Origin of the sequence: Caballeronia novacaledonica (assembly GCF_900258035.1) — a bacterium.
GTDB lineage: Bacteria > Pseudomonadota > Gammaproteobacteria > Burkholderiales > Burkholderiaceae > Caballeronia > Caballeronia novacaledonica.
Map to the genome: position 1 here is coordinate 144,470 of NZ_OGTP01000013.1, position 25,678 is coordinate 170,147.

25 protein-coding genes and 1 pseudogene are annotated in these 25,678 nt (G+C 61.8%); 22 read left to right on the forward strand and 4 right to left on the reverse strand.

Going from position 1 to position 25,678, the window contains the following annotated elements; all coding sequences use genetic code 11:
* Positions 1–164: 164 nt before the first annotated feature.
* A pseudogene (locus NOV72_RS19285) lies at positions 165–1,131 on the forward strand (tyrosine-type recombinase/integrase); the annotation flags it as partial.
* 456 nt (positions 1,132–1,587) lie between these two features.
* Here NOV72_RS19285 and NOV72_RS19295 read toward each other — a convergent pair.
* The gene (locus tag NOV72_RS19295) at positions 1,588–2,739 is read right to left on the reverse strand and encodes a hypothetical protein (RefSeq protein ID WP_181291113.1); all 1,152 of its coding nucleotides are present in this window, start codon (positions 2,737–2,739) and stop codon (positions 1,588–1,590) included.
* Positions 2,740–2,838: 99 nt separating this feature from the next.
* Between NOV72_RS19295 and NOV72_RS19300 the strand changes: the two genes are divergently transcribed.
* Positions 2,839–3,672 (forward strand): heparin lyase I family protein, encoded by an 834-nt coding sequence (locus tag NOV72_RS19300; protein WP_146150026.1) that lies wholly within the window; start codon positions 2,839–2,841, stop codon positions 3,670–3,672.
* A gap of 78 nt (positions 3,673–3,750) precedes the next feature.
* Here the strand turns inward: NOV72_RS19300 and NOV72_RS32405 are convergent, their stop codons facing one another.
* On the reverse strand, positions 3,751–3,894 hold the full coding sequence (locus NOV72_RS32405; RefSeq protein ID WP_181291114.1) for a hypothetical protein: 144 nt from the start codon (positions 3,892–3,894) through the stop codon (positions 3,751–3,753).
* 382 nt (positions 3,895–4,276) lie between these two features.
* Between NOV72_RS32405 and NOV72_RS19310 the strand changes: the two genes are divergently transcribed.
* From NOV72_RS19310 to ltaE, 19 genes are all read left to right on the forward strand, one after another.
* A complete protein-coding gene (locus NOV72_RS19310; protein WP_106856178.1) occupies positions 4,277–5,281 on the forward strand; it encodes a DUF5655 domain-containing protein in 1,005 nt (334 codons plus the stop codon).
* A gap of 33 nt (positions 5,282–5,314) precedes the next feature.
* A complete protein-coding gene (gene thpR / locus NOV72_RS19315) occupies positions 5,315–5,890 on the forward strand; it encodes an RNA 2',3'-cyclic phosphodiesterase (protein WP_106856179.1) in 576 nt (191 codons plus the stop codon).
* A gap of 91 nt (positions 5,891–5,981) precedes the next feature.
* Positions 5,982–6,545 (forward strand): D-alanyl-D-alanine dipeptidase, encoded by a 564-nt coding sequence (ddpX, locus tag NOV72_RS19320; protein WP_106856180.1) that lies wholly within the window; start codon positions 5,982–5,984, stop codon positions 6,543–6,545.
* A gap of 16 nt (positions 6,546–6,561) precedes the next feature.
* Positions 6,562–8,145, forward strand: a complete 1,584-nt coding sequence (locus NOV72_RS19325; RefSeq protein ID WP_106856181.1) for an ABC transporter substrate-binding protein — start codon at positions 6,562–6,564, stop codon at positions 8,143–8,145.
* The gene (locus NOV72_RS19330) at positions 8,142–9,191 is read left to right on the forward strand and encodes an ABC transporter permease (RefSeq protein ID WP_106856182.1); all 1,050 of its coding nucleotides are present in this window, start codon (positions 8,142–8,144) and stop codon (positions 9,189–9,191) included. The genes NOV72_RS19325 and NOV72_RS19330 overlap by 4 nt, the downstream gene beginning before the upstream one ends.
* Before the next feature lie 19 nt (positions 9,192–9,210).
* On the forward strand, positions 9,211–10,122 hold the full coding sequence (gene nikC, locus NOV72_RS19335) for a nickel transporter permease (protein ID WP_181291115.1): 912 nt from the start codon (positions 9,211–9,213) through the stop codon (positions 10,120–10,122).
* A complete protein-coding gene (locus tag NOV72_RS19340) occupies positions 10,112–10,984 on the forward strand; it encodes an ABC transporter ATP-binding protein (RefSeq protein ID WP_106856184.1) in 873 nt (290 codons plus the stop codon). Before nikC ends, NOV72_RS19340 begins: the two co-directional genes overlap by 11 nt.
* Positions 10,981–11,727: an ABC transporter ATP-binding protein gene (locus tag NOV72_RS19345; protein ID WP_106856185.1), complete on the forward strand. Its 747-nt coding sequence runs from the start codon at positions 10,981–10,983 to the stop codon at positions 11,725–11,727. Before NOV72_RS19340 ends, NOV72_RS19345 begins: the two co-directional genes overlap by 4 nt.
* A 277-nt stretch (positions 11,728–12,004) precedes the next feature.
* Positions 12,005–12,397 (forward strand): DnaJ family domain-containing protein, encoded by a 393-nt coding sequence (locus tag NOV72_RS19350; protein ID WP_035498862.1) that lies wholly within the window; start codon positions 12,005–12,007, stop codon positions 12,395–12,397.
* Positions 12,398–12,402: 5 nt separating this feature from the next.
* Positions 12,403–12,975 carry a tRNA adenosine(34) deaminase TadA gene (gene tadA, locus NOV72_RS19355; protein ID WP_106856186.1) on the forward strand — a complete coding sequence of 191 codons (573 nt, stop codon included), beginning with the start codon at positions 12,403–12,405 and terminating at the stop codon, positions 12,973–12,975.
* Positions 12,969–13,892 (forward strand): muramoyltetrapeptide carboxypeptidase, encoded by a 924-nt coding sequence (ldcA, locus tag NOV72_RS19360; RefSeq protein WP_181291117.1) that lies wholly within the window; start codon positions 12,969–12,971, stop codon positions 13,890–13,892. The genes tadA and ldcA overlap by 7 nt, the downstream gene beginning before the upstream one ends.
* Before the next feature lie 296 nt (positions 13,893–14,188).
* Positions 14,189–14,935, forward strand: a complete 747-nt coding sequence (locus NOV72_RS19365) for a GntR family transcriptional regulator (RefSeq protein WP_181291116.1) — start codon at positions 14,189–14,191, stop codon at positions 14,933–14,935.
* Positions 14,936–15,227: 292 nt separating this feature from the next.
* Positions 15,228–16,721: an NCS1 family nucleobase:cation symporter-1 gene (locus NOV72_RS19370; RefSeq protein WP_106856188.1), complete on the forward strand. Its 1,494-nt coding sequence runs from the start codon at positions 15,228–15,230 to the stop codon at positions 16,719–16,721.
* A 51-nt stretch (positions 16,722–16,772) separates the two neighbouring features.
* Positions 16,773–17,507 carry an aspartate/glutamate racemase family protein gene (locus tag NOV72_RS19375; RefSeq protein ID WP_106856189.1) on the forward strand — a complete coding sequence of 245 codons (735 nt, stop codon included), beginning with the start codon at positions 16,773–16,775 and terminating at the stop codon, positions 17,505–17,507.
* A 134-nt stretch (positions 17,508–17,641) separates the two neighbouring features.
* Positions 17,642–18,592, forward strand: a complete 951-nt coding sequence (puuE, locus tag NOV72_RS19380) for an allantoinase PuuE (protein ID WP_106856190.1) — start codon at positions 17,642–17,644, stop codon at positions 18,590–18,592.
* Positions 18,589–19,113 (forward strand): 2-oxo-4-hydroxy-4-carboxy-5-ureidoimidazoline decarboxylase, encoded by a 525-nt coding sequence (gene uraD / locus NOV72_RS19385; RefSeq protein ID WP_106856191.1) that lies wholly within the window; start codon positions 18,589–18,591, stop codon positions 19,111–19,113. The genes puuE and uraD overlap by 4 nt, the downstream gene beginning before the upstream one ends.
* 42 nt (positions 19,114–19,155) lie before the next feature.
* Positions 19,156–20,163, forward strand: coding sequence for an allantoicase (alc, locus tag NOV72_RS19390; protein ID WP_106856192.1), 1,008 nt, complete (start codon positions 19,156–19,158; stop codon positions 20,161–20,163).
* On the forward strand, positions 20,160–20,663 hold the full coding sequence (locus tag NOV72_RS19395; protein ID WP_106856193.1) for an ureidoglycolate lyase: 504 nt from the start codon (positions 20,160–20,162) through the stop codon (positions 20,661–20,663). Before alc ends, NOV72_RS19395 begins: the two co-directional genes overlap by 4 nt.
* Before the next feature lie 103 nt (positions 20,664–20,766).
* Entirely contained in the window at positions 20,767–21,771 is a 1,005-nt protein-coding gene (ltaE, locus tag NOV72_RS19400) for a low-specificity L-threonine aldolase (protein WP_106856194.1), read from the forward strand.
* A 57-nt stretch (positions 21,772–21,828) separates the two neighbouring features.
* Here the strand turns inward: ltaE and NOV72_RS19405 are convergent, their stop codons facing one another.
* A complete protein-coding gene (locus NOV72_RS19405; RefSeq protein ID WP_106856195.1) occupies positions 21,829–23,022 on the reverse strand; it encodes a urate hydroxylase PuuD in 1,194 nt (397 codons plus the stop codon).
* A 51-nt stretch (positions 23,023–23,073) separates the two neighbouring features.
* The gene (gene uraH / locus NOV72_RS19410) at positions 23,074–23,427 is read right to left on the reverse strand and encodes a hydroxyisourate hydrolase (protein WP_106856196.1); all 354 of its coding nucleotides are present in this window, start codon (positions 23,425–23,427) and stop codon (positions 23,074–23,076) included.
* A 474-nt stretch (positions 23,428–23,901) separates the two neighbouring features.
* On the opposite strand from uraH, the gene NOV72_RS19420 reads away from it, so the two are divergent.
* Positions 23,902–25,266 carry an 8-oxoguanine deaminase gene (locus NOV72_RS19420; protein WP_106856198.1) on the forward strand — a complete coding sequence of 455 codons (1,365 nt, stop codon included), beginning with the start codon at positions 23,902–23,904 and terminating at the stop codon, positions 25,264–25,266.
* The last annotated feature ends 412 nt before the right edge of the window (positions 25,267–25,678 follow it).

The following is a 25,678-nucleotide window of genomic DNA, read 5'->3' on the forward strand; positions in this document are numbered from 1 at the left end:
GGTATGGTTCGCGAAAATGCCATGAGTCGCAGTTAATACCATGCGAGCTCGTCTCGCCGTTGCATGGTATCTAAATCGCGTAACGTACTGTTTATAAAGACGATTAATCTTTTTTTTCGATGCGGTTTTATTCATGGTATTTCTGGCCCCTCTGGACGGATACCATGCTGACCGATACCAGCTGCGCAACCTCAAGCCGCAGGACAAGCTCTACAAGGTCAACGACCGCGACGGTCTCTACGTCGCGATCACACCTGCCGGTTCGATTTCGTTCCGCTACAACTACTCGATCAACGGACGGCAGGCGACATTGACGTTCGGGCGCTATGGCGTCGGCGGCATCACGCTGTCGGAGGCGCGCGAGCGCTTGAATGAGGCGAAGAAGCTGGTTGCCGCAGGCAACTCACCCGCCAAGGAAAAGGCGCGCGACAAGGCGCGCGTGAAGGACGCCGAGACCTTCGGCGCATGGGCCGACAAGTGGCTGCGCGGGCACCAGATGACCGACTCGACGCGCGACATGCGCAGGTCGATCTACGAGCGTGACCTGAAGGCGAGGTTCGGCAACCTGAAGCTCAACGAAATCACACACGAGGATCTACGGACGCTTACCGATGCCATCGTCGCGCGCGGAGCGCCGGCGACCGCCGTGCATGTGCGCGAGGTGGTCTTGCAGGTCTACCGATGGGCCATCGAGCGCGGACAGAAGGTCGAGAACCCGGCGGATATGGTGCGGCCGACAACCATCGCGCGCTTCGAACCACGCGACCGCGCGCTTACGCCTGACGAGATCGGACTGATGTATCACATCGAGCGGATCGCACCACGCCGTCTATACGTGCCGCGGCGCGCCTGTTGCTGCTGACGCTGGTTCGAAAGAGCGAACTCACCAACGCGACGTGGGGAAAAATCAATTTCAGCGACGCGGTGTGGACCATTCCGAAAGAACGCATGAAGCGCCGCACGTCGCACCTGGTTTTCCTGTCGCGGCAAGCGCTCGACATCTTCATCGCCCTGAAGACGTTCGCGGGCGGCTCCGACTACGTGCTGCCTACGCGATACGACAGCGACCGGCCCATGAGCAGCGCGACGCTGAATCAAGTGCTCACGCTCACGTACGCGCTTGCGCAGAAGTCCTCGTAGCTGATGTCTTGCAGATGCTCGACGCGGACGCCGGCCAGCCGGAGCGTGATGCGCGACGCTGAGCGAGGCATGTGGATCGCTGGACGCTTCCGCCAAGCCGGCGCCACGCCGCCGTGTCTGCTGCTCGTGATCGGCACGTCCGGGTTATCGGCCGCGTATTGATACGTCCGATCGCATTCGAAAGTCACGTCAACGAAGTGCCATTCGAAGTGCTGTTCAATGCCGCAGTCCTTGCTTCTGCACTGGTGCGGCGTCGGTCGGCGGGCCTTCCGGGCAACAATGTCGAAAACCGGCGACCTTGGAAATGAAAGGCCGTGCTTGAATCGAGTTGACGAAAACAAGGCGCCGGCCGCGATCGGCTTCGTCGAATGTGGGTGCGCCGCGGAAAAGCGATCGGTCGAATTCTCCCGACAGCGCAATGAAATGGACCGAAACTCCAAAAGCGCTCTATGCAGGCTGGTGATTGAATCGTGCCTTGAGCGCATCGAATACACGAATGACGAGCAGGAACAGCAGAAAGAATACAAACCCAACGTCCCAATAGCCGTTATGCACAGCCATGATTGAGAGCGCGAGAAGGTACGAAAAACTGAACTTTCCTAATGGTCCCCAATGCAAGGCCATCCTCCAAAGACGCTTTATTCCAGATGCGAGCAAGAAGAAGCCAAAAAAGACGCCGTAATAGCTGAAGTCGACATAAAGCGCGCCCTGCAGTGTTGGAGTGATGCTCATAGGACGGCCCGCAACCCATCTTGCACCTGTGATGTCGCCAATGATGTTTCGCGCGCCCCAATGTTTTCCGGGGAGAAACGTCTCATAGTTGCTAAGGAACAGTTCGCCATACATGAATTCATGCAGCGACGTTCCGATCGTAGCGACCGTCTGCTGACTGAAGTCGAACATGGCCATGGCGGGAACGAACGGCAACAGGTACGGGTTCTCACGGGTAAAGCGAAAATCGATGTTCTTGAAGAAAAGAACAAGATCGTAATTCTGCGAAACACGGAACGCGGCAAAGACGGCAGAAAAGCCGACGATAAAAATTCCGACGGATAAGCAAATGAGAAGCGCCTTTCTAACAGCAAGACGAAAGACGGCGAAGTAAAGCAGAAGCACCAGCATGAACATGAGGATCGGCGTCCGATACCCAAAACAAAGGGCACCCGTCAGATACAAGATCGGCTGAAAAACGCGGAATCGTCGGCCTGCTTCTGCGTCTGATATTGTCCGTACAAGCTCCCAAAACCCATAGAGTTGGGCAAGATTGAACATCAGTGCCGAATTACCAAACCGTTCCTCGCCCTGAAGTAACGGAATCCCCCCGCTTAAGGCTATGGTTGTGACAACGCATGTCGAAAATAGCGCGAGAAATACGAAGGTCAATTGGCGAGAGGTGCGCGGCTGAAGTACGCTTATCGGCCTACGGCTCGTCGTTTTTCGGGTTAGGGCCGAGCCTAAGAGGAATCCGAAACAACCTATCAGAAAGAGTTGCCAGCCTAGAGTTTTGTCGTATGCTCCCTCGCTCGTCCACGGCGTATTGACCAGCCCAAACAGATTGTAGAAGGCGAAAACAACGAAGAAGAGGGTCAGCGGATTCATGTGTGCAACTTCGTTCGCACGTTCGTTTTCGTGCGAAGAAGAGGCGCGACGGCCTCGAAGAGAAAACCTCATACGTCATGGCTCCATCTGGCGGCAATCTTGGATCGAACGCCGGATGATGCCAGAGGTGAAGCGCGTGTCTGTCAGCACTATCCTAAATTAAGGTCGCCGATGCTCAAGTCTATTTTCTTACCCGTCGTGGTCGTATTGGCTGCTTGCCAGCAGGCTGGACTGGAGGGGCGTGGGTGTCAGGACGAAGTGCTGTTTAGCACAACATGGAAAAGTGGGATACCTGAAGTGCTTGAGCGCGAGGCGCTTGACGGGGCAATACGTGTTATCAAGCTGAACGATGTTGACTTGCCCCAGGCTCTTGAAGTCACAATCGGGCGGAATGACGATTATCGCGGGATCACAAATGGAGTGCCGAGAGCCGAAATCTCATTTTCGAAGGTTGCGACGTTTCGTCGCGGTGTTGAGTATATCGTTGACTGGCAGACGTACTTTCCAGACGACTTTAGTGTTGATAGTAAGCAGCCAGAGGTAATTTCCCAGATTCATCAAGGAGAGCACGCCGGATTCCCTACATTCGCGCTCTTCATAACGGAACGTGGAGAGTATGCGGTTCGTACCAGATCGGGCGACGGCCGCCCCTCGATGGGCGCGCGATTCGGCCGCGTCGCCGAGGATAAGGGCCGCGTCGTCAACTGGCGGCTGAGATACATTCCTGACGATAGCGGCAAGGTCGCCGTGACAGAGCTTTCGAAGAACGAAAAGATAGTTTTTGCGGCCAACCGAGCACCTAATGCATATCCTTCCGATGACGATGCCTATTTTAAAATTGGCTTGTACAAATCGGCATGGCAAAAAAAACCGTCTGACGTCGAAACGCGGACGTTATATTACGGGCCACTATCCATTCGACGTGCAGATTGACGTTGTGACGGGAAATCCTCGCGAAGGCTGCGGTCTGACTCCGCTGACTCGGTGACCGCCAACGCTAGCAAGGCGCGGTCAACCGTAATCGTGCGGTACGCCGCGGGCCTCTGCCCACCAGACCTCCGCCTCTCGATCGGTCATGTGGAAATTTGTGCGCTTCACGCCGCCCCAATGTCCCGTCTCGACGAATTCCCACTCGTATTCCCACATCGGTTCCATGTTTCTCATCAAAATACTGTATATATACAGTGTCATGCGATTTGGAATTCAGCTAGTGTGTCAGACTGGGGATGGATCGGAGAGCGGTATGTGCAGTTCGGCGTCGAGCCGCCCGACAGCCCGTGGCGAGACGAGGTTCAATCGCTGACTACTGCTGTAAATGGTATTTTTCGTGGTATCAGTGCGAATCGATTGCCATGAAGCCTTGCCAGATAAGGCATAGAAAGTGCTGTTAATAATCGAGTGGGAGTGAGAGGCTTCTCAGGGTTGACGGGGCGAGTCGCGCGTCGATTCGGGAAGACGCGATAGTTCAACGGCTGATTTTGGCGAGATGGCAAGGGCGCGTGATGGATGCGCGCCTTTTGGTCGAGCAATACGAATAATGAGTGATATTAAGCTCTTCAAGCTGGTCGAGGGCATGGCAGTGGAACTGGACGGCCACGCTTCTGATCTTGAGAAACCGTTGCAGTCGTTGATCGAGCAAAATCTTGAAGCGCTTCTCCGGATTCGCTTTCTCGCTACGGAATACGCGACCGGAAAGACTCATTCCGGTCGGATTGATTCGTTGGGGATAGACGAAAACAACAGCCCGGTGATCCTCGAGTACAAGCGATCCGTGGGTGAGAACGTCATCAATCAGGGGTTGTTTTATCTCGACTGGCTGATGGACCACCAAGCGGAATTCAAGCTGCTGGTAATGGACAAACTGGGACACGAAGCAGCGGCCCAGATCGACTGGAGTCTTCCTCGACTTCTTTGTATCGCCGCTGATTTCACGCGATATGACGTCCATGCCGTGCAGCAGATCAATCGCAACGTGGAGTTGATTCGGTATCGCCGATTTGGGTCGGACCTTTTGCTCTTCGAGTTGGTCAATGCAACCGTCGCCGCGAAACCGAAGATAGTGCCGAAACCGGTCAATCCAGGGAAGGCGGTTCTCTCGCCGGTTTCGATCGTGCCGGCGGAGCCGGCAGCGCCGACATTGCCGACATTGCCCGCCACGGCGGCAAGACCGGTCGGCTCTGGCGGGGACAAGAGCTATGCTGAATGGGTTGAGCAATATCCGGCTTCGATGCTGGAGCTGCTGGAGTCGCTGGAAGACTTCGTCAGTTCTTTAGGCGATGACGTTCAGCGTAGAGAACTCAAGCTCTATGTCGCGTTCAAGCGGTTGAAGAACTTTGCTTCCATCGTTCCGCAAAAGGCGAGGTTTCTTCTTTTCCTGCATCTCGATCCCGACAAAATCAATCCGTTGCCGAATAATGCTCGCGACGTCCGAAAAGTTGGCCACTGGGGGACAGGCGATCTGGAGTTCTCTATCGCGAGTTTTGACGATTTCGAGCAGACAAAGCCGCTGATATTGATGGCTTACGAAGGGCATGGGAGTTAGCACGCGCAGTAGCCACGGATCGGATCGCGAGACATGAGTGCCACCGCTAACGAGCATGCGCCGATTCCACGCCCAAGCGACTCGCTCTTCTTCGCCCTCTATCCCGACGCTGCCGCCGCCGCACGCATCGCCGAGCTGGCGGCGCGACTGCGCATCGACTATAAACTGAAGGCGAGGGCGATCCCCGCCGATCGCCTTCACATCACGCTGCATTATCTCGGCGCCTTCGCAGGCGTTCCCGCCGACGTCCTCGCGCAAGCACACGCCGCCGCTTCCCAAATCGCATCACCGCCCGTCGAACTGACGCTCGACCGCATCGAAAGCTTTTCCGGGCGACGCGCCAAACGCCCGATCGTCCTTTCAGGCGATGCCGCCGCGCCACTCGAAGCCCTCGAACGAACTCTCGGCGCCGCGCTCGAAGCCTCCGGCATCGCGCTCAAACGCCATCCGCGCTTCACGCCGCACGTCACCTTGCTCTATGACGAGCGCCGCCTTCCACGCCAGGCCGTCGAGCCCGTCGCATGGATCGCGCATGAGTTCGCGCTCGTACGCAGCCTGCTCGGCCGATCGCAACACGAAGTCCTCGCGCGCTGGCCGCTCATGTCGTGAGCCGTCGGAATCGCCCGAAATTAAGGGTTTCGCGGATTTTTCTAACGCGTTAAGGTTCGTGTATCGGAATAAATCGATACAACGCGCTTACATGACCCGGTCCCGCCTGCTGCATATCACGCCCGAAACGCACAACGTCCAGATCGATCTCGTCTACGCGACCGATCGCAATTTCACCGGCAAGCCGATCTACAAGGCGCAGCATTGCCTCCTGCTGGAACCCGCCGAAGCCGCGCTGCGCAAGGCCGTCGATATCGCGCAAAGCATCGGCGCGACGTTGCGGATCTTCGACGCCTATCGTCCGCCGCAAGCGCAAAAAGTGCTGTGGGACTTCCTGCCCGATCCGACCTTCATCGCCGAACTCGGCCGCGGCTCGAACCATAGCCGCGGCACGGCCGTGGACCTGACGCTCGTCGATCGCGACGGCAACGAGCTCGACATGGGCACCGGCTTCGACGCGATGGTCGTCGAATCCGAGCATTTTCACTTCGGCCTGCCGGAGCACGTCCAGCGCAACCGTACGCTGTTGCTCGGCGTGATGCACGGCGCAGGCTTCACGCACATCAAAAGCGAGTGGTGGCATTACGAATTGCCAGGCTCGCGCGAACTTGCTCTGATCGACAACGAAGAAAGCGGCCCGCTGCGGCTGATGTGAACAGGACAAATCGCATATGAAACTGAGTGCAGTGATCACGGCGCTGGTTTTTACGCTGGCCGGCGCGCAACCGGCGCTGGCCGCGACGCCCAAGGACATGTTCGTCATGGCGACGCTGCTCGACGAATTCACTTCGCTCGATCCCGGCGAAATCTACGAACTGGTGCCGGAGGAATATGCCGCGAACACGTATGACCGGCTGGTGCGTGTCGATCTGAAAGATCCGTCGAAATTCAATGGCGATGTCGCCGAATCCTGGACCGTCAGTCCGGATGGCCTCACGTTCACGTTCAAGATCCGGCCGGGCCTCAAGTTCCACTCCGGCAATCCGCTGACCGCCGACGACGTCGCCTGGTCCATCCAGCGCACCGCGCTGCTCGACAAGGGCGCGGCGGCCGTGCTCGCGGGCATCGGCCTGACCAAGGCGAACGCGCTGCAAAACGTGAAGAAGATCGACGATACGTCCGTCTCCATCACGACCGATCAACGTTACGCGCCGACTTTCGTGCTCAACGTGCTCGGCTCGTGGCCGGCGTCGGTGGTGAATCGCAAGCTCGTCGAATCGCACGCGAAGGGCGGCGACTACGGCAACGACTGGCTCAAGACCAACGAGGCGGGCTCGGGCGCGTACAAGCTCGTGAAATGGACCGCGAACGACAGCATCGTGCTGCAGCGCTTCGAGGGTTATCGCATGCCGCTCGCGATGAAGCGCATCGTGCTGCGTCACGTGACCGAAGCGGCAAGCCAGCGCCTGATGATCCAGAACGGCGACATCGACGTGGCGCGCGACTTGAGCCCCGACGATCTCGACACGCTCTCGAAGAGCGGCGTCATCAAGGCGACGGCCGTGCCGCAAGCCACGCTCATGTATCTCGGCCTCAACAACAAGAACCCGAATCTGGCGAAGCCCGAAGTCTGGGAAGCGATGAAGTGGCTGATCGACTATCAGGGCATCCAGAAGAACGTGATCCGCACGACCTACAAGGTCCACGAAACGTTTTTGCCCGAAGGCTTTCTCGGCGCGCTGAACGAAAATCCGTATCACCAGGATGTCGCGAAGGCGAAGGCGCTGCTCGCCAAGGCCGGTCTAGCGAACGGCTTCACGGTGAAGATGGACGTGCGCAACGACTACCCGTACAGCGAGATCGCGCAGGCGGTGCAGGCGAATCTCGCGCTCGCGAACATCAAGGTGCAACTCGTGCCGAGCGACAACAAGCAGACGCTCGGACGCTATCGGGCGCGGGCGCACGACATCTATATCGGCGAGTGGTCGGCGGATTACATCGATCCGCACAGCAACGCGCAAGGTTTCGTGTGGAACCCGGACAACTCGGATGCATCGAGTTACAAGATGCTCGCGTGGCGCAACGCGTGGGACATTCCGCAACTGACGAAGGAAACCAACGCGGCGCTCGCCGAAAGCGACACGAAGAAACGCGCGCAACTCTACGAGAAGATGCAGCGTGAAGTGCTCGCGAAATCGCCGTTCGTGATCATGTTCCAGAAGGTGTCGCAGGTGGCGGCGCGTCCCGGCGTGACCGGTCTCGACGTCGGGCCGATCAACGATCTCGTGTCTTACCGCAACATCAGGAAGCAGTGAGCACGGTTACGCTCATCGGCTCGCGGCGCGGCGGCGTGCGCATCGCGCTGGCGCTCGCGCAGTGGATCGCGATGCTCGTCATCACGTTCACGGGACTGCTCGCGATCACGTTTTTCATCGGCCGCAAGATTCCGATCGATCCGGTGCTCGCCATTCTCGGCGACCGCGCGTCCGCGACCGCTTATGCCGCCGCGCGCGTGAGGCTCGGGCTCGACAAGCCGCTCATCGACCAGTTCCTGATCTATGCGCGCGACGTGTTGCACGGCAATCTCGGCATTTCGTTGCTGACGGCCAATCCGGTGATCGACGACATCAGGCGCGTCTTTCCCGCGACACTGGAACTCGCGACGCTCTCGACGTTCATCGGCATTGCGGCCGGTGTGCCGCTCGGCGTGGCGGCGGCGGTGAAGCACAATCGCATCGCCGATCACATCGCGCGCGTGATCGGGCTCGCGGGCAGTTCGGTGCCGGTGTTCTGGCTCGCGCTGATGGGCCTCCTGCTGTTCTATGCGCGGCTGCATTGGGTGTCGGGGCCGGGGCGCATCGATCCGCTCTACGACGGCATGGTCGATACGCGCACGGGCAGTCTGCTGATCGACTCGCTCATCGCCGGCGAATGGGACGTCTTCAGGAACGCGTTTTCGCATATCGCGCTGCCGGCGAGCGTGCTCGCGTTTTATTCGATCGCGTATCTGTCGCGCATGACGCGCTCGTTCATGCTCGAACAACTGAGCCAGGAATACGTGACGACCGCGCGCGCCAAAGGCCTGCCCGAGCGCCGCGTGATCTGGCGGCACGCGTTCGGCAATATCGCGGTGCCGCTGCTCACGGTGATCGCGCTCGCCTACAGCTATCTGCTCGAAGGCTCGGTGCTGACCGAAATCGTGTTCGCGTGGCCGGGCATCGGCTCGTATCTGACGGGCGCGCTGCTCAACGCCGACATGAACGCGGTGCTCGGCAGCACGCTCGTGATCGGCGCGACGTTCATCGCGCTCAATCTCTTGACCGACGCGCTCTACCGCGTCTTCGATCCGCGCACGCGCTGACATGGAGGATTCCGCGTACATGAAACCGGCGCGAACGGGTTTGCGCGCGTGGCTGCTCACCGACACGCCCGCGTCGCCGCGGCAGGCCGCGCTCGGGCGGGCATACCGGCGCTGGCGACGGTTCTCGTCGAATCCGCTGAGCATGCTCGGGCTCGCGATTCTGGTGCTGCTCGTCGTGGTCGCGGCAGCCGGGCCGATGCTCGTCGCGCAGGACCCGTTGCAGCAAGTGCTCGCCGAGCGTCTCACGCCGCCCGGCGCGGCGCACTGGCTCGGCACCGATCAGCTCGGCCGCGACATCCTCTCGCGGCTCGTGTACGGCTCCCGTCTCACGTTGGCGATCGCGGTGCTGGTCGTCGTGCTTGTCGTGCCGGTCGGGCTCATGATCGGCACGGTGGCGGGCTATTGCGGCGGCATCGTCGATACGGCGCTCATGCGCGTGACCGATGTCGCGCTGGCTTTCCCGAAAATCGTGCTCGCGCTGGCGTTCGCCGCGGCGCTCGGGCCGGGCGTGCTCAACGCGGTGATCGCGCTGTCGATCACCGCGTGGCCGCCGTACGCGCGTCTCGCGCGCGCGGAATCGCTGCGGCTCGCGCGGTCCGATTACATCCACGCGGCGCGTCTGCAAGGGGCCTCGCATCTGCGCATTCTGTTGCGCTATATCGTGCCGCTGTGTTCGTCGTCGGTGATCGTGCGCGCGACGCTCGACATGGCCGGCATCATTCTCGCCGTCGCGGGTCTCGGGTTTCTCGGGTTGGGCGCGCAGCCGCCGAGCCCGGAATGGGGCTACATGGTGGCGGCGGGCCGCAACGTGCTGCTCGATGCATGGTGGGTCGCGACGATTCCCGGCCTCGCGATCCTCTCGGTGAGCCTCGCCTTCAACCTGCTCGGCGACGGTCTGCGCGACGTTTTCGATCCGCGTCATGGAGGCTGACTTGACCGACGCGCTGGCGCAGATCGACGGACTCGAAGTGGCCTTCCCGGGCCACGACGGCGTGCTCATGCCCGCGGTGCGCGGCGTGTCGCTGACGGTGCGGCGAGGCGAGCGCCTCGGGATCGTCGGGGAATCCGGATCGGGCAAATCGCTGACGGGGCGCGCGTTGCTCGGGCTTTTGCCGCCCGAGGCGAAATGGTCGGCGAAGGCGCTGCGCTTCGAGGATCAAGACCTGCTCGCGATGCGCTCGAAAGAACGCCGGCGCCTGTGCGGCACACGCATGAGCATGATCCTGCAAGACCCGAAATATTCGCTCAATCCCGTGATGACCGTCGCGCAGCAGCTGCGCGAAACCTTCGTGCGGCAAGGCGTGAGGGAGAACCGGCGTGCGCTTCGCGAGCGCATCGTCGCGGCGCTGGAAGCGGTGCATATCCGCGATCCGCAGCGCGTCGCGGATGCGTATCCGCACGAACTGTCGGGCGGCATGGGCCAGCGCGTGATGATCGCGATGATGGTCTGCTCCGGCCCGCGCCTCCTGATCGCCGACGAACCCACGAGCGCGCTCGACGTCCTCGTGTCGATGCAGGTGCTCGCCGTGCTCGACGAGATGATCGAGCGTCACGATACCGGGCTCGTGTTCATCAGCCACGACTTGCCGCTCGTGATGTCGTTTTGCGACCGCGTCGCGGTGATGTATGGCGGACGCGTCGTCGAAACGTGCGCCGCGCGCGACCTCGTTCATGCGACGCATCCGTACACGCGCGGGCTGCTCGAAGCGAATCCGCCGCTCGATAACCCGCCCGACGAACTGCCTACCTTGCGACGCGACCCGGCGTGGCTCGACGAAAGGACGACGCGATGATCGACGTCGAACGCGCGCACATCCGCTTCAGGACGAAGACCGGCCACGTCGATGCCGTGCGCGACGTGTCCCTGCGCGTGGAAGAGGGCGAAGTCTTCGGGCTCGTCGGCGAATCGGGCAGCGGCAAGTCGACGCTCCTGCGCGCGCTCGCCGGACTGACGCCGCTCGCGGGCGGCAGCATACGCATCGGCTCGCGTCCCGCGCGGCGCGACGTGCAGATGGTGTTTCAGGATCCGTATGGCGCGCTGCATCCGCGCTTCACCGTCGATAAAACCTTGCGCGAGCCGCTCGCGATCAACGGCATCGGCGGCGAAGACGCGCGCATTCTCGATGCGCTCGCCGAAGTCGGTCTCGGCCCGGCGTTTCGCTTTCGCTATCCGCATCAGTTGTCGGGCGGGCAGCGGCAGCGCGTGTCGATCGCGCGGGCGCTGATCGTCGAGCCGCGCGTCCTGCTGCTCGACGAGCCGACTTCCGCGCTCGACGTCTCCGTGCAGGCCGAGATTCTGAACCTGCTGCGGCGGCTACATCGCGAGCGCAAGCTGACGATGATCCTCGTGAGCCATAACCTCGCGGTGATCGGCTTTCTGTGCCAGCGCGTCGCGGTGATGCGCAATGGCGAGATCGTCGAACAGCTCGGCGTCGATGCGGTGCGCTCGCACCACGTCGAGCACGAATACACGCGGCGGCTTCTCCTCGCGACGCAAGGCTACACACGCGAAAACGCGACGCGACCGGGCGCCTAGTCATCGTACAAGCACACTTGTCGCGGCCCAGTCAACGCATGTTGCGCAAACGACGCATATCGACGGCCACAAGCCCGGTATACGGTGCAGGGCCGCGAACAGGCGTGCTTCGCGCGAAAACCTCGCCGCAGCGGCTGATAGAATAGGCGCTGGATTGTCGAGACGTGCCGAACAACGCGCGAGCGTGGTCTTCCGGCTGCCTTCCGACTTCGAGCTAACCAACGGAAATCGTGACAGACCGCGCCCGTTCGCGGGTGAAAGCCGGTCGTAATCCCCGATGAAATTGCTAGATGCTTTGGTCGAACAGCGGATCAACGAAGCCGCTACGCGTGGCGAGTTCAACAACCTGCCGGGCGCGGGCGCTCCGCTCCATTTCGACGACGACGTCCTCGTTCCCGAGGAAGTGCGTGTCGCCAATCGAATCCTCAAGAATGCGGGCTTCGTGCCGCCCGCCGTCGAACAGCTTCGCGCGCTGCGCGGGCTTCAGGAAGAGTTCGACAAGGTGACGGACCCCGCGGCCCGTTGCCAGTTGCAAGCCAGAATGCTCGCGCTCGACATGGCGCTCGAATCGCTGCGCGGCGGCGGTTGCGTGCCGCACGAGTATCGCCGGCGCATCGCCGAACGGCTCTCCGAGCGCGCACAGTCGCGCGTGGCGGTGGAAGCCAAGTGACCGGGATGCCGGACGCGCCTGATTCGGCGCCGAACGCTTCCATCGCCGATTCCTCCAGCGAACGCGATCGCCGCTTCATGGCGTTGGCGCAACGCGCCGCCGACGAGGCCCGTCGCGCGGGCGAAGTGCCTGTCGGTGCGGTGATCGTGCTCGGCGATGAAGTCATCGCCACCGGCTTCAATCATCCGATTCGCGGACACGATCCGTCCGCGCACGCCGAAATGGCCGCGCTGCGCGCCGCCGCGCAAAAACTCCAGAACTACCGTTTGCCGGGCTGCGAACTCTACGTGACGCTCGAGCCGTGCCTGATGTGCGCAGGCGCGATCATGCATGCGCGGATCGCGCGCGTCGTCTACGGCGCCACGGACCCGAAAACGGGCGCGTGCGGCAGTGTCGTCGACATGTTCGCGAATGCGCAGCTCAATCACCACACCACGGTGACAGGCGGCGTGCTGGCCGACGAATGCGCTCACGCGCTCAAGAATTTCTTCGCCGAACGACGTCGTCTCGCGCGTGAAGAGCGCGATGCGCGCCGCGCGCGCGAAGCCTCTCCGACAACGAATCCAACAACATCGTGAAATCACGCACCATCGACCTGGTTGCACCGTCTGGTTATCCGCACGATCCGGCGGCCGTGGAACGCGCGCTCGTGCGCTTGCGCAGGGAAGGGCATCGCCTGGAAAACGTCGACGCGACGCGGCGGCGTTTTCAGCGCTTCGCCGGCACCGATGCCGAGCGCGCGGCCGACCTCAACCGTCTCGCGGACACATCGCGGCCGTTGCCTGACATCGTACTTGCGGTGCGCGGCGGCTACGGCGCGTCGCGCATTCTTCACGGGCTGGATTATCTAGGCTTGCGCAGGCTCGCCGATCAGCCGGTCGCGATCGTCGGTCACAGCGATTTCACGGCGATCCAGTGTGCGCTTTTCGCGCGCGCCGGCGTCAAGAGCTTCGGCGGTCCGATGCTAGCCGGCGATTTAGGCGCCGAGCAACCGAGTTCGTTCACGATGCAGCATTTCTGGAACGCGATCTCCCATTCGAGCTTCACGGTCACGAGTAACACGCCGCAGCGCCAGACCGTGGACGCCAGCGGCATGCTGTGGGGCGGCAATCTCGCGATTCTGGCGTCGCTCGTTGGCACGCCGTATATGCCGCCGATCGACGGTGGCATTCTCTACATCGAAGATGTGAACGAACATCCGTTTCGCATCGAGCGGATGATTTACCAGTTGCATCAGTCGGGCATGCTCGGCCGTCAGCAGGCGATCGTGATGGGCGAATTTTCGGGCGGCCGGCTTTCGGACTACGACAACGGCTTTACGCTCGACGCGATGATCGAGCAAATCAGATCGGTGATCGGCATTCCGGTGGTGACGGGCCTGCAGTTCGGGCACGTCGAGAATCTCCTGACGCTGCCTTTCGGTGCGACGGCGCACCTCGTTGCAACCGAGCGAGGATTCACGATGAAACTGTCCGATTACCCGCATCTGGCTTGACGTCGGCAGAAATGGGCGCTCCAATGCGCCTTGTTTTTTGTCCTTATTCGCAACTAACCGTCCTTTTCTGCACCGTCTACGAATCAGCCGCGCACCAAAGGCGACGCTTGGATTGTCGACAAAAAAGTGGCTTCAATGCTGACAAAAACTTGTGAAATTCTTCGAGACGCCCGCCGTAATTGGGCTTGAGCCAAACGCAATACCCGAAAACAAGCCGACAATCGCCAATTTTTAAAATGAATTGTTGACAATCTTTATGTCGATTCTAAGATGCTTAACATGCAAGCGAGCACATCATGTCCGACACCAAGCTTAGTGCTGCAACCGATGCTTCCCCGGCCGCTTCCAACGGGGCGAATGCCGAGTCGATCGCCGAAAGTATCCGCGCCGCGATCCTCGAGCATCGCTTGGCGCCGGGCGCGAAGCTGACCGAAGCGCAGTTGTGCGAGGTATTCGCGGTGAAGCGCGGCACGGTCCGTCAGGCGCTTGCGCAGTTGTCGAACGAAAGGCTCGTCGATCTGGAGCCGAATCGCGGCGCGTTCGTCGCGAGTCCATCGCTGCAGGAAGTGCATGAGGTGTTCGAGATGCGCCGCATCATCGAACTGGCTGTGGTGGAGCGGATTGCGCAGGGACACGGCATGCGCCGGCTGAAGTCGATCAGCGCGACCATCGGCAAGGAGCGCCGCGCCTTCGAGAGCCACGATTTTTCTTCGTGGATCCGGCTCTCCGGCGAGTTCCATACCGAGCTCGCGGCGCTCACCGGCAATACGGTGCTGTGCGAATGTCTGTCGGGGCTCGTCGCACGTTCGACGCTCATCTCGGCGCTGTACGAATCGCTCGGAAAGAGTTCGTGCTCATTCGAGGATCACGAAGAGATTCTCGCCGCGCTCGATACCGGCGACGCAGCGAAAGCCGCCGTCCTGATGGCGCAGCATCTGCGCGACGTCGAGCTGAAGATGCTGGAGCGGCCGGCGCGTGGCGCGGTCGATCTGAAGGAAGTGTTCACGAGACCCGCCGAGCGCGAAAGGGCGCTCGATACGTAGGCGGCAGTGACAGGCGGATCGCAGGATCTGCCATCGGATGAATGTAGCAGGACTAAATAATTGACGTGCCCCGCGCCGGGCGCGCGGAGAGTTGCACGCGCAAAAAAATCGGCGGCGTGCGCTGCATCGGACAGGACGCTCTTGTGAGCGTGAAATGAAAGTCGCCGCAAGGCGAAAACGCAAATCTGAAGAATGCCGCGCTGATTCGATGTCAGTGAAGGCATCCGATCGAAGCTCGTCACAGCAGCATTTGCATTTTTTCATTACGCAAGCAGCCAATGAAGGAGACGTCATGGCCCAGTTCAGTGCACCCGGCAGTTCAGCCCTGCCGCAATACGAAGAGCAGACAACGGAGCACGATCCGCATCTGCCCGCCGGTTACAGCGACCGGCTTTACAACGAGGACCTCGCCCCGCTCAAGAACCAGACTTGGGGCGCGTATAACATTTTCGCTTTCTGGATGTCGGACGTGCATAGCGTCGGCGGCTATGTGTTCGCGGGCAGTCTCTTCGCGCTCGGTCTGACGAGCTGGCAGGTGCTCGTGTCCTTGCTCATCGGCATCGGGCTCGTGAACGCGCTGTGCAACATGATCGCGAAGCCGAGCCAGGTCGCCGGCGTGCCGTATCCCGTCGCGTGCCGCGCCACCTTCGGCGTGCTCGGCGCGAACATTCCCGCCGTGATTCGCGGGCTCATCGCGGTCGCGTGGTACGGGATTCAGACGTATCTCGCTTCGAGCGCGCTCGTCATCGTCGTGCTGAAGTTCGTGCCCTCGCTGATGCCTTATGCCGACGTGCACAAGTACGGCTTCGTCGGACTCTCGGCGCTCGGCTGGGCGGGCTTCATGCTGCTCTGGGTGTTGCAGGCCATCGTGTTCTGGCGCGGCATGGAGATGATCAAGAAGTTCATCGACTTCGCCGGTCCCGCCGTCTATGTCGTGATGTTCATGCTCGCCGGCTACATGGTGTGGCGCGCGGGCATCAAGAATATCGGCCTGAATCTCGGTGGCGTGAAGTATCACGGCATGGAAGTGATTCCCGTGATGATCACCGCGATCTCGCTCGTCGTCTCGTACTTCTCCGGCCCGATGCTCAACTTCGGCGACTTCTCGCGCTACTGCAAGAGCTATCGCAGCGTGAAGCGCGGCAACTTCTGGGGCCTGCCGGTGAACTTCCTGGCGTTCTCGCTCGTGACCGTCATCACGACTGCCGCGACGCTGCCCGTGTTCGGCCAGTTGATCACGGATCCGGTCGAGACCGTCGGCCGCATCGATCATCCGACGGCCGTAATTCTCGGCGCGCTGACCTTCACGATCGCGACCATCGGCATCAACATCGTGGCGAACTTCGTGTCGCCGGCGTTCGACTTCTCCAATGTCGCGCCGAAGCTCATCAGCTGGCGCATGGGCGGCATGATGGCCGCGACCGCGTCGATCTTCATCACGCCGTGGAACCTGTTCAACAACCCGGCGGTGATCCACTACACGCTGGATATTCTCGGCAGCTTTATCGGACCGCTGTATGGCGTGCTGATCCTCGACTTCTATCTCGTGAAGCGCGGCAAGCTCGTCGTGGACGATCTCTACTCGGTGTCCGAGCAAGGCAAATACTGGTACACGAAGGGCGTGAACCGCCGCGCGGTGATGGCGCTCCTGCCCGCCGCGGCACTCGCCATTCTCTGCGTGATGGTGCCGTCGCTCGAAGGCGCCGCGAATTTCTCGTGGTTCATCGGTGCGGGCCTGGGCGCGGTGTTCTATTACTTCCTTGCCGACCGCAAGCACCCGGTCTAAAAAACAGACAGAACCTGAGAGAACTTTTTGAAGGATGGATGGAGAACCGCAATGCGCATCAAACTGATCAACCCGAACACGACGCAGCGCATGACCGACTCGATGGGCCGCTGCGCCCGCGAAGTCGCCGCGCCCGGCACGGAAATCGTCGCCGTCAGCCCGACGATGGGCCCGCCGTCCATCGAAGGCTATTACGACGAAGCGATCGCGTCGCTCGGGCTGCTGGCGGAAGTCGAAGCGGGCGAAAAGCAGGGCTTCGACGGCTACGTGATCGCCTGTTTCGGCGATCCGGCCCTCTACGCCGCGCGTGAACTGGCGCGCGGTCCGGTGATCGGCATCGCGGAAGCGGCGATGCACGCGGCGAGCGTGATCGCGCCGGGCTTTTCCGTCGTCACGACGTTGCAGCGCACGGTCGGCATGGCGTGGCATCTGGCGGAGCGCTACGGCATGACGCGCTTTTGCAAGAACGTCCGCGCGACCGACGTGCCCGTGCTCGAACTGGACGTGCCGGGCTCGCCCGCGCGCCAGACGATCATCGACGAATGCCGCCGCGCGCTCGACGAAGACGGCTCGGACGCGATCGTTCTCGGCTGCGCGGGCATGGCGGAATTCTGCCGCGAGGTGGAAGACGCGATCGGCGCGCCGGTGGTGGAGGGCGTGACGGCGGCGGTGAAATGGACGGAGGCGCTGATCGCGCTGAAGCTCCACACCGCGAAACGCGGCGACTACGCGCGCCCGCTCGCGAAACGGTATGACGGCGTGCTGTCAGATTTCAGTCCGCGCTGATGGCGTTTCCGGCGTACACATACGGACGACGTGACCCGGATTATCTGCCCTGATGTATGGGCGTGTCCGGGTCTTTTAGCTACACTGAATCGTCAACAATCCCGTTTTTTCAACGCTTGAGCTTACCGCCCGCCATGTCACTCGATCCGAAATATCCACGCGACCTGATCGGCTACGGCCGCCACCCGGTGCAGGCGAACTGGCCGGGACGCGCGCGCGTCGCCGTGCAATTCGTGCTCAATTACGAAGAAGGCGGCGAGAATTGCGTGTTGCACGGCGATCCGGGCTCGGAACAGTTTCTGTCGGAAATCGTGGGCGCGGCGGCGTATCCCTCGCGGCACATGAGCATGGAATCGATTTACGAATACGGCTCGCGCGCGGGCGTGTGGCGCATCCTGCGCGAATTCGAAAAGCGCGGCATGCCGCTGACGATTTTCGGCGTCGGCATGGCGATCGAGCGGCATCCGGAACTGGCGAAGGCGTTCGTCGAGCTGGGGCATGAAATCGCGTGTCACGGGTATCGCTGGATCCACTATCAGGACATGTCGCCGGAGCGCGAGGCGGAGCACATGCGCCTCGGCATGGAAGCGATCGAGCGCGTGACGGGCGTGCGTCCGCTCGGCTGGTACACCGGGCGCGACAGTCCCAACACGCATCGGCTGGTCGCGGAATACGGCGGATTTCTCTATGACTCGGACAACTACGGCGACGACCTGCCGTTCTGGACCGAAGTGGAAGTGACGGGCGGCGAGAAGAAGCCGCATCTGATCGTGCCGTACACGCTCGACACGAACGACATGCGCTTCGCGACGCCGCAAGGTTTCAACACCGGCGAACACTTCTTCACGTATCTGAAAGACGCGTTCGACGTGCTGTACGAGGAAGGCGACGAAGCGCCGAAGATGCTGTCCATCGGCATGCACTGCCGTCTGCTCGGGCGTCCCGGGCGCTTCCGCGGCCTGCAGAAATTCCTCGATCACATCGAGAAGCACGACCGCGTGTGGGTCACGCGGCGTGTCGACATCGCGCGTCACTGGCGCGAGCAACATCCTTTCGGAAAATCCAACAACGGGACGGCGGCATGAAGGCGATGCAATACACACTCGACCAACTCAACACCATGCCCGCCGACACGTTCGTGACCGTGCTCGCGGGCATCTTCGAACATTCGCCGTGGGTGCCGGAAGCGGCGGCGAAAGCGCGTCCGTTCAAGGACATCGATTCGCTGCACACGGCGATGTCGCGCATCGTCGAAACGGCGGGCGACGAAAAGCAGCTCGCGCTCATCAACGCGCACCCGGAGCTCGCGGGCAAGGCGGCGGTGCGCGGCGAGCTGACGGCCGAATCGACGCGCGAGCAGAGCGGCGCGGGCCTCGATCTCTGCACGCAGGAAGAGTTCGACCGGCTGCAAGCGCTCAACACGCAATATCGCGAAAAATTCGGTTTTCCGTTCATTCTCGCGGTGCGCGGGTATGACCGTCACGGCATCATCGCGAACTTCGAAAAGCGCGTGAATCACGACCGCGCCGAAGAACTGCGCACGAGTCTCGACCAGATTTACCGGATCGCGGGTTTCAGGCTGAACGACCTGATCCAGGCCGCCTAATTACGCATCAACCGCAACTGAACGAAAAGCAAGGAAGAAGACATGGCAATTCCGACACTCGATCCCAACGCGCCCGACTTCACGCGCCGCTATGTGAACCTCGCGGATCCGCGTCTGGGCGCGCAGGCACTCGAGGCGAGCGACGATTTCTTCGCGCCGAAGGAACGCATGCTGAACCCGGAACCGGCGGTGTTCATTCCCGGCAAGTACGACGACCACGGCAAGTGGATGGACGGCTGGGAAACGCGCCGCAAGCGCACGACGGGCTATGACTGGTGCATCGTCAAGCTGGCGCGCCCGGGCGTGATCAAGGGCATCGACGTGGACACGAGCCATTTCACGGGTAACTTCCCGCCGGCGGCGTCGATCGAAGGCGGCTATGCAGCCGACGGAGAAGCGCCGGGTCAGTGGACCGAAATCGTTCCGTCTACAACCCTTCAGGGCAACAATCACCACTATCTCGACGTCAAGGCCGAACAGCCGTTCACGCATCTGCGCGTGAACATCTATCCGGACGGCGGGATCGCGCGTCTGCGCGTGTACGGCCAGCCGCAGCTCGACTGGAGCAACGCGGACCGCAACCAGCTCGTCGATCTCGGCGCCATGGAAAACGGCGCGTACATGGTCGGCACGAACAACCAGCACTTCGGTCTCGCATCGACGCTCCTGATGCCGGGCCGCGGCGTGAACATGGGCGATGGCTGGGAAACGCGTCGCCGTCGCGAGCCGGGCAACGACTGGTGTATCGTCGCGCTGGCGCAGCCGGGCGTCATCAGGAAGGTCGAAGTCGATACCGCGCACTTCAAGGGCAATTTCCCGGATCGCTGCTCGCTGCAGGCGGCCTACGTGAAGGGCGGCACGGACAGTTCGCTTGTGACGCAGGCCATGTTCTGGCCGGCGCTGCTCGGCGAACAGAAGCTGCAGATGGACAAGCAGCATTTCTTCGAGTCGGAAGTGGCCGCGCTCGGCCCGGTGACGCACGTGCGCTTCAATATCTATCCCGACGGCGGCGTGTCGCGTCTGCGTCTCTTCGGAACCCTCGCATCATGAAAAAACTCGAGATCGTTCCGTTGACGCGCGCTGCGTTCAAGCCTTACGGCGATGTCATCGAACTCGATGGCGCGAAGCAGATCCCGATCAACCTCGGCACCACGATCCGCTTTCACGATCTGTGCAACGTAGACGTGACGGATCAGGGCGGCCAGGCGATCGTCAATCTCTTTCGCGGGCAACCGCGCACGCTGCCGTTCGAATGCAAGATGATGGAACGGCATCCGCTCGGCAGCCAGGCGTTCATTCCGCTCGATGACCGGCCGTATCTCGTCGTCGTCGCGCCGGCGGGCGATCTCGACGAGTCGAAAATCCGCGCGTTCGTCACGAGCGGCTGGCAGGGCGTGAACTATGCGAAGGGCGTGTGGCACCATCCGCTGCTGGCGTTGGGGAAGGTGAGCGATTACATCGTCGTCGATCGCGGCGGCGGCGAAGGGCACAACCTCAACGAGCTGGATCTGAAGGAATCGCTGTGGCTGACGGAAGAGGCGATGCGCTAAGGCGCTTCTTTCGGACAAGGGAAGGACCGGTGCGGTAAGGCCGGTCCTTTTGCTTTTGGGGCGTTAAGATAAGCAGTTCATTTCCGACGACCCCGACCCCACGATGATCGATCTCCGCAGCGATACCGTCACCCGTCCCAGCCAGTCCATGCTCGCCGCCATGTCGGCCGCCGAAGTCGGCGACGATGTCTGGGGCGACGATCCCACCGTCATCCGGCTGCAGGCCGCGCTTGCCGAACGCACGGGCAAGGAAGCGGGCCTGTTCTTCCCGAGCGGCACGCAAAGCAATCTCGCCGCGTTGATGGCGCATTGCGCGCGCGGCGACGAGTACATCGTCGGACAGAGCGCGCACACCTACAAATACGAAGGCGGCGGCGCGGCGGTGCTCGGCAGCATTCAGCCGCAGCCGATCGAAAACGCGCCCGACGGCTCCCTGCCGCTCGACAAGATCGCGGCGGCGATCAAGCCCATCGACAATCATTTCGCGCGCACGCGTTTGCTCGCGCTGGAAAACACCATCGGCGGAAAGCTGCTGCCGGCCGATTACGTCGCGAAGGCGACGCAACTCGCGCGCGATCGCGGCTTGTCGGCGCATCTCGACGGCGCGCGCGTGTTCAATGCGGCGGTGGCGTCGGATAAACCGGTCGCTGCGTTGTGCGCGCCGTTCGACAGCGTGTCGATCTGCTTCTCGAAAGGGCTCGGCGCGCCGGTCGGTTCGGTGCTGGTCGGATCGAAAGCATTGATCGATATCGCGAGCCGCTGGCGCAAGGTGCTCGGCGGCGGCATGCGTCAGTCGGGCCTGCTCGCGGCGGCGTGTCTGTATGCGCTCGATCATCACGTCGAAGGGCTCGCGCAGGATCACGACAACGCCGCGCATCTCGCCGCCGGTCTCGCCCGGATCGATGAAATCGAGGTGCAGTCGCACGCGACGAACATGGTCTTCGCGCGAATTCCCGAGGCGCATTGCGGGCCGCTCGAAGCCTTCCTGAAAGAGCGCGGCATTCTCATGCAGATGCTTTATGCATCGCGCTTCGTCACGCATCGCGATGTGTCGCGCGCGGATATCGACACGGTCGTTCGCGCGGTGAAAGACTACTTCGCGCGTTGAATGAAAAATGCCCCGCTCGACACCGACGCGGGGCATTTCGCACTCGGAACGGCAAATTTATTCGACGGCGCCGCCTGCGAACCACGCCGCCACCTTCTGACGCTCGGCATCCGTCATCTGCGTGACATTGCCGAGCGGCATCGCCTTCAACGTCACGGCTTGCTGATGCACGCGCTGCGCGTTCTGCTTGATCTCTCCGGGCGTATCGAGCAACACGCCGGCGGGCGCGCTGCCCATCATCGTCGGATGCGCGGAGTGGCACGTCGCGCAACGCTGCTGGATGATCGGCTGGATGTCCGAGACCTTGATGGTCGGCGCGCCGGCGGCCTGTGCGACCGGCACGGTCGGCGCGGGCATCGTCCATGCGAACGCCCCGAGCACCAGCACCAGACCCGCGACCGGCATGTACCACAGCACCTGCCCGCGATGGCGCATCACGAAGAACTGGCGAATGAGCGCGCCCGCCAGCATGATCAGCACGAGGATCAGCCAGTTGTACTTGTGCGTGTAGGTCATCGCGTAGTGGTTCGACAACATCGCGAACACCACGGGCAGCGTGAAATACGTGTTGTGCACGGAGCGCTGCTTGCCGCGCTTGCCGTAGATCGCGTTCGGCGTTTCGCCCTTCAGCATCGCGGCGACCATCTTGCGCTGGCCCGGAATGATGACGAAGAACACGTTCGCCGACATGATCGTCGCGATCATTGCGCCGGTGATGAGATAAGCGGCGCGGCCCGCGAACACATGGCACGCGATGAACGCCGCGATCAGCACGTAAATGCCGACGCAGATGCCGAGCAGCTTGTCGTTGGTGCCGAGCACGCGGCACAGCGTGTCGTAGACGATCCAGCCGGCCATCAGGAAGCCGAGCGCGGCGGACACGGCGACGACCGGGCCCATGTCGAGCACGCTCTTGTCGATGAGATACGTGCTCGGCGACAGCAGATACAGCACGAAGAAGAGGCCGAAGCCCGACATCCACGTGGTGTACGACGGCCAGAACGACCAGTGCAAGTTCTCCGGCATGTCCTGCGGCGCGACGGAATACTTCTGCATGTGATAGAAGCCGCCGCCGTGGACGTGCCAGAAATCGCCGAACACGCCGCGACGGCGCGCGTTCGGGTCCGTCGGCGGTTTCAGACTGTTATCGAGCGCAACGAAATAGAACGATTCGCCGATCCACGCGATCGCGACGATGACGTGCAGACAGCGCAATACGAGATTGAGCCAGTCGGTGACAAAGCCTTCCATGTACTCCTCCACTACCGATTCGTTATGTGCTTGTGGGGTTCAAGCCGGGTTTTAGCTGCCGCGATACGTGCTGTACGCCCACGGCGACACGAGCAGCGGCACGTGATAATGCGCGCCGGAATCCGCGATGCCGAAGCGCAACACGACGCGATCGACGAAGCGGGGCTCAGGCACGTTCACGCCGATCGCGGCGAAGTAATCGCCCGCGTGGAACACCAGTTCGTATTCGCCGGTTTCGAAGTCGGCGCCTTCGAGCAGCGGCGCATCGGCGCGGCCGTCGTCGTTGGTGTGGATGGTCTTGATCGCGCGGCGGGCGTCGCCGTCGAGCGCGAACAGTTCGACTTTGAGGTTGGCGCCCGGGCGGCCGTGCGCGGTGTCGAGGACGTGGGTGGTGAGCTTGCCCATTCGCAGTTTCCTTGAGTTGTGCGAGATCCGGCTTTGCGCATCGATCCGAAATTCGGCACCTTGAAAAGTCAGTGCGTCTGCGGCGGATCGAGGCTCCACGTCAGTGGCTACATACCCGTCGGCGTTTCAGATGCGCGCCGTGTACAGCATTGTAGGAATTTGGGATGCGCTGTGCGCCCGCGATAGGAAAGATAATGCCCAACGCATGACAGCGATGCGTAAGCCTTGCTGGAAGGGGCTCGCCGCCGCTTCCAACGGCGCTTTCGCCGATGCTACCCGCGCCAAAATTCGGCAATATATCGGCGTTGTGAAGACGAGTATGACGGCTGCTTGATTGCGTCCGATTTTTTGATTGGGGACAGTGGCGATGCGCGCGATATCGATCGATATTGGCGGCGTCCCGAAGACGGCGGCCGACGCTGGGTAACCGGGGCTTTTCACTGGTTTCCCTAACCGTCTCTGGAGATAACGCAGATGCCACGCAGTCTTTTGGTCAAAAACGCCCACATGCTCGTCACGATGGACGAGAACCGCCGCGAGATTCGCGACGGCGGCATGTATATCGAAGACAACCGGATCGTCCAGGCGGGCCCGACGAGCGAACTGCCGCCATCCGCCGACGAAGTGCTCGACATGCGCGGCCATCTCGTCATTCCGGGCCTCGTCAACACGCACCATCACATGTATCAGAGCCTGACGCGCGCGATTCCCGCCGCGCAGAACGCCGAGCTTTTCGGCTGGCTCACGAATCTCTACAAGATCTGGGCGCATCTCACGCCCGAAATGATCAACGTCTCGACCAAGACGGCGATGGCCGAGCTGTTGCTCTCCGGCTGCACGACGTCGAGCGACCATCTGTATATCTACCCGAACGGCAGCCGGCTCGACGACAGCATCGCGGCGGCGCGCGAGATCGGCATGCGCTTTCATGCGGCGCGGGGCAGCATGAGCGTCGGGCAGAAGGACGGCGGCCTGCCGCCCGATTCGGTCGTGGAAAAGGAAGATGCGATTCTGAAGGACTCGCAGCGCCTGATCGAGACGTATCACGACGAAGGCCGCTACGCGATGTTGCGCGTGGTCGTTGCGCCGTGTTCGCCGTTTTCGGTGAGCCGCGAATTGATGCGCGATGCGGCGCTGCTCGCGCGCGAATACGGCGTGTCGCTGCACACGCATCTGGCAGAAAACGTGAACGACGTCGCCTACAGCCGCGAGAAATTCGGCATGACGCCCGCCGAATATGCCGAAGACCTCGGCTGGGTCGGCCACGACGTGTGGCATGCGCACTGCGTGCAACTCGACAAGTCGGGCATCGAACTGTTCGCGCGCACGGGCACGGGCGTCGCGCATTGCCCGTGCTCGAATATGCGGCTGGCGTCCGGCATCGCGCCGATCCGCGCGATGCGCGACGCGGGCGTGCCGGTGGGCATCGGCGTGGACGGCTCGGCGTCGAACGATGGCGCGCAGATGGTCGCGGAAGTACGGCAGGCGCTGCTGTTGCAGCGTGTCGGCTTCGGCCCGGATGCGATGACGGCGCGCGAAGCGCTCGAAATTGCGACGCTCGGCGGCGCGAAGGTGCTCAATCGCGATGACATCGGCGCGCTCGCGCCGGGCATGGCGGCGGATTTCGTGTCGTTCGATCTGTCGCAGACGGCGTTCGCGGGGGCGTTGCACGATCCGGTGGCGGCGCTGGTGTTCTGCGCTCCGGCGCAGGTGTCGACCAGTGTGGTCGACGGCAAGGTGGTGGTCAAAGAAGGCCGGCTGACGACGCTCGATCTCGGGGTGGTTGTGGAGCGCCACAATCGTCTGGCGCGGGGGCTTTTTGAGGCTTCGAAGGTTTGAGGGTTTGTGTCGGTTTATTGGCGTTGCCCCTGTGCGAGGCGCGGCAGTTACTTTCTTTGCTGCTGCAAAGAAAGTGACCAACAGAAAGCTGCTTTTGTCGCGCTCGGCGCGGGGGTTCTTTGTGTGAGTGAAACTTGCTTTCGCGTCGGTTTATTGGCGTTGCCCCTGTGCGGGGCGCGGCAGTTACTTTCTTTGCTGCTGCAAATAAAGTGGCCAAAGAAAGCAGCGGCGGATTCAACCGGTCGATGCAACACCTCTGGTTTAATTATCGGGAAAGGGTGTGGGAGCATCGATGAGTCGACAGAGAAAGCCTTGGATGGGCAAAGCGGAGCGGCAGCGTCAGTGGGATTGCGCGGGCATTACAGCGGGATGTCGGCTCAACGCACCGGCACATCGCCAAACATGGCGGGAT

What these genes read in the sequence shown, in the direction of transcription:
- NOV72_RS19295 (WP_181291113.1), bottom strand. Translation starts at nt 2,739, where the DNA reads ATGAATCCGCTGACCCTCTTCTTCGTTGTTTTCGCCTTCTACAATCTG.
- NOV72_RS32405 (WP_181291114.1), bottom strand. Translation starts at nt 3,894, where the DNA reads ATGGAACCGATGTGGGAATACGAGTGGGAATTCGTCGAGACGGGACAT.
- NOV72_RS19310 (WP_106856178.1), top strand. Translation starts at nt 4,277, where the DNA reads ATGAGTGATATTAAGCTCTTCAAGCTGGTCGAGGGCATGGCAGTGGAA.
- thpR (WP_106856179.1), top strand. Translation starts at nt 5,315, where the DNA reads ATGAGTGCCACCGCTAACGAGCATGCGCCGATTCCACGCCCAAGCGAC.
- ddpX (WP_106856180.1), top strand. Translation starts at nt 5,982, where the DNA reads ATGACCCGGTCCCGCCTGCTGCATATCACGCCCGAAACGCACAACGTC.
- NOV72_RS19325 (WP_106856181.1), top strand. Translation starts at nt 6,562, where the DNA reads ATGAAACTGAGTGCAGTGATCACGGCGCTGGTTTTTACGCTGGCCGGC.
- nikC (WP_181291115.1), top strand. Translation starts at nt 9,211, where the DNA reads ATGAAACCGGCGCGAACGGGTTTGCGCGCGTGGCTGCTCACCGACACG.
- NOV72_RS19340 (WP_106856184.1), top strand. Translation starts at nt 10,112, where the DNA reads ATGGAGGCTGACTTGACCGACGCGCTGGCGCAGATCGACGGACTCGAA.
- NOV72_RS19345 (WP_106856185.1), top strand. Translation starts at nt 10,981, where the DNA reads ATGATCGACGTCGAACGCGCGCACATCCGCTTCAGGACGAAGACCGGC.
- NOV72_RS19350 (WP_035498862.1), top strand. Translation starts at nt 12,005, where the DNA reads ATGAAATTGCTAGATGCTTTGGTCGAACAGCGGATCAACGAAGCCGCT.
- tadA (WP_106856186.1), top strand. Translation starts at nt 12,403, where the DNA reads ATGCCGGACGCGCCTGATTCGGCGCCGAACGCTTCCATCGCCGATTCC.
- NOV72_RS19365 (WP_181291116.1), top strand. Translation starts at nt 14,189, where the DNA reads ATGTCCGACACCAAGCTTAGTGCTGCAACCGATGCTTCCCCGGCCGCT.
- NOV72_RS19370 (WP_106856188.1), top strand. Translation starts at nt 15,228, where the DNA reads ATGGCCCAGTTCAGTGCACCCGGCAGTTCAGCCCTGCCGCAATACGAA.
- NOV72_RS19375 (WP_106856189.1), top strand. Translation starts at nt 16,773, where the DNA reads ATGCGCATCAAACTGATCAACCCGAACACGACGCAGCGCATGACCGAC.
- puuE (WP_106856190.1), top strand. Translation starts at nt 17,642, where the DNA reads ATGTCACTCGATCCGAAATATCCACGCGACCTGATCGGCTACGGCCGC.
- uraD (WP_106856191.1), top strand. Translation starts at nt 18,589, where the DNA reads ATGAAGGCGATGCAATACACACTCGACCAACTCAACACCATGCCCGCC.
- alc (WP_106856192.1), top strand. Translation starts at nt 19,156, where the DNA reads ATGGCAATTCCGACACTCGATCCCAACGCGCCCGACTTCACGCGCCGC.
- NOV72_RS19395 (WP_106856193.1), top strand. Translation starts at nt 20,160, where the DNA reads ATGAAAAAACTCGAGATCGTTCCGTTGACGCGCGCTGCGTTCAAGCCT.
- ltaE (WP_106856194.1), top strand. Translation starts at nt 20,767, where the DNA reads ATGATCGATCTCCGCAGCGATACCGTCACCCGTCCCAGCCAGTCCATG.
- NOV72_RS19405 (WP_106856195.1), bottom strand. Translation starts at nt 23,022, where the DNA reads ATGGAAGGCTTTGTCACCGACTGGCTCAATCTCGTATTGCGCTGTCTG.
- uraH (WP_106856196.1), bottom strand. Translation starts at nt 23,427, where the DNA reads ATGGGCAAGCTCACCACCCACGTCCTCGACACCGCGCACGGCCGCCCG.
- NOV72_RS19420 (WP_106856198.1), top strand. Translation starts at nt 23,902, where the DNA reads ATGCCACGCAGTCTTTTGGTCAAAAACGCCCACATGCTCGTCACGATG.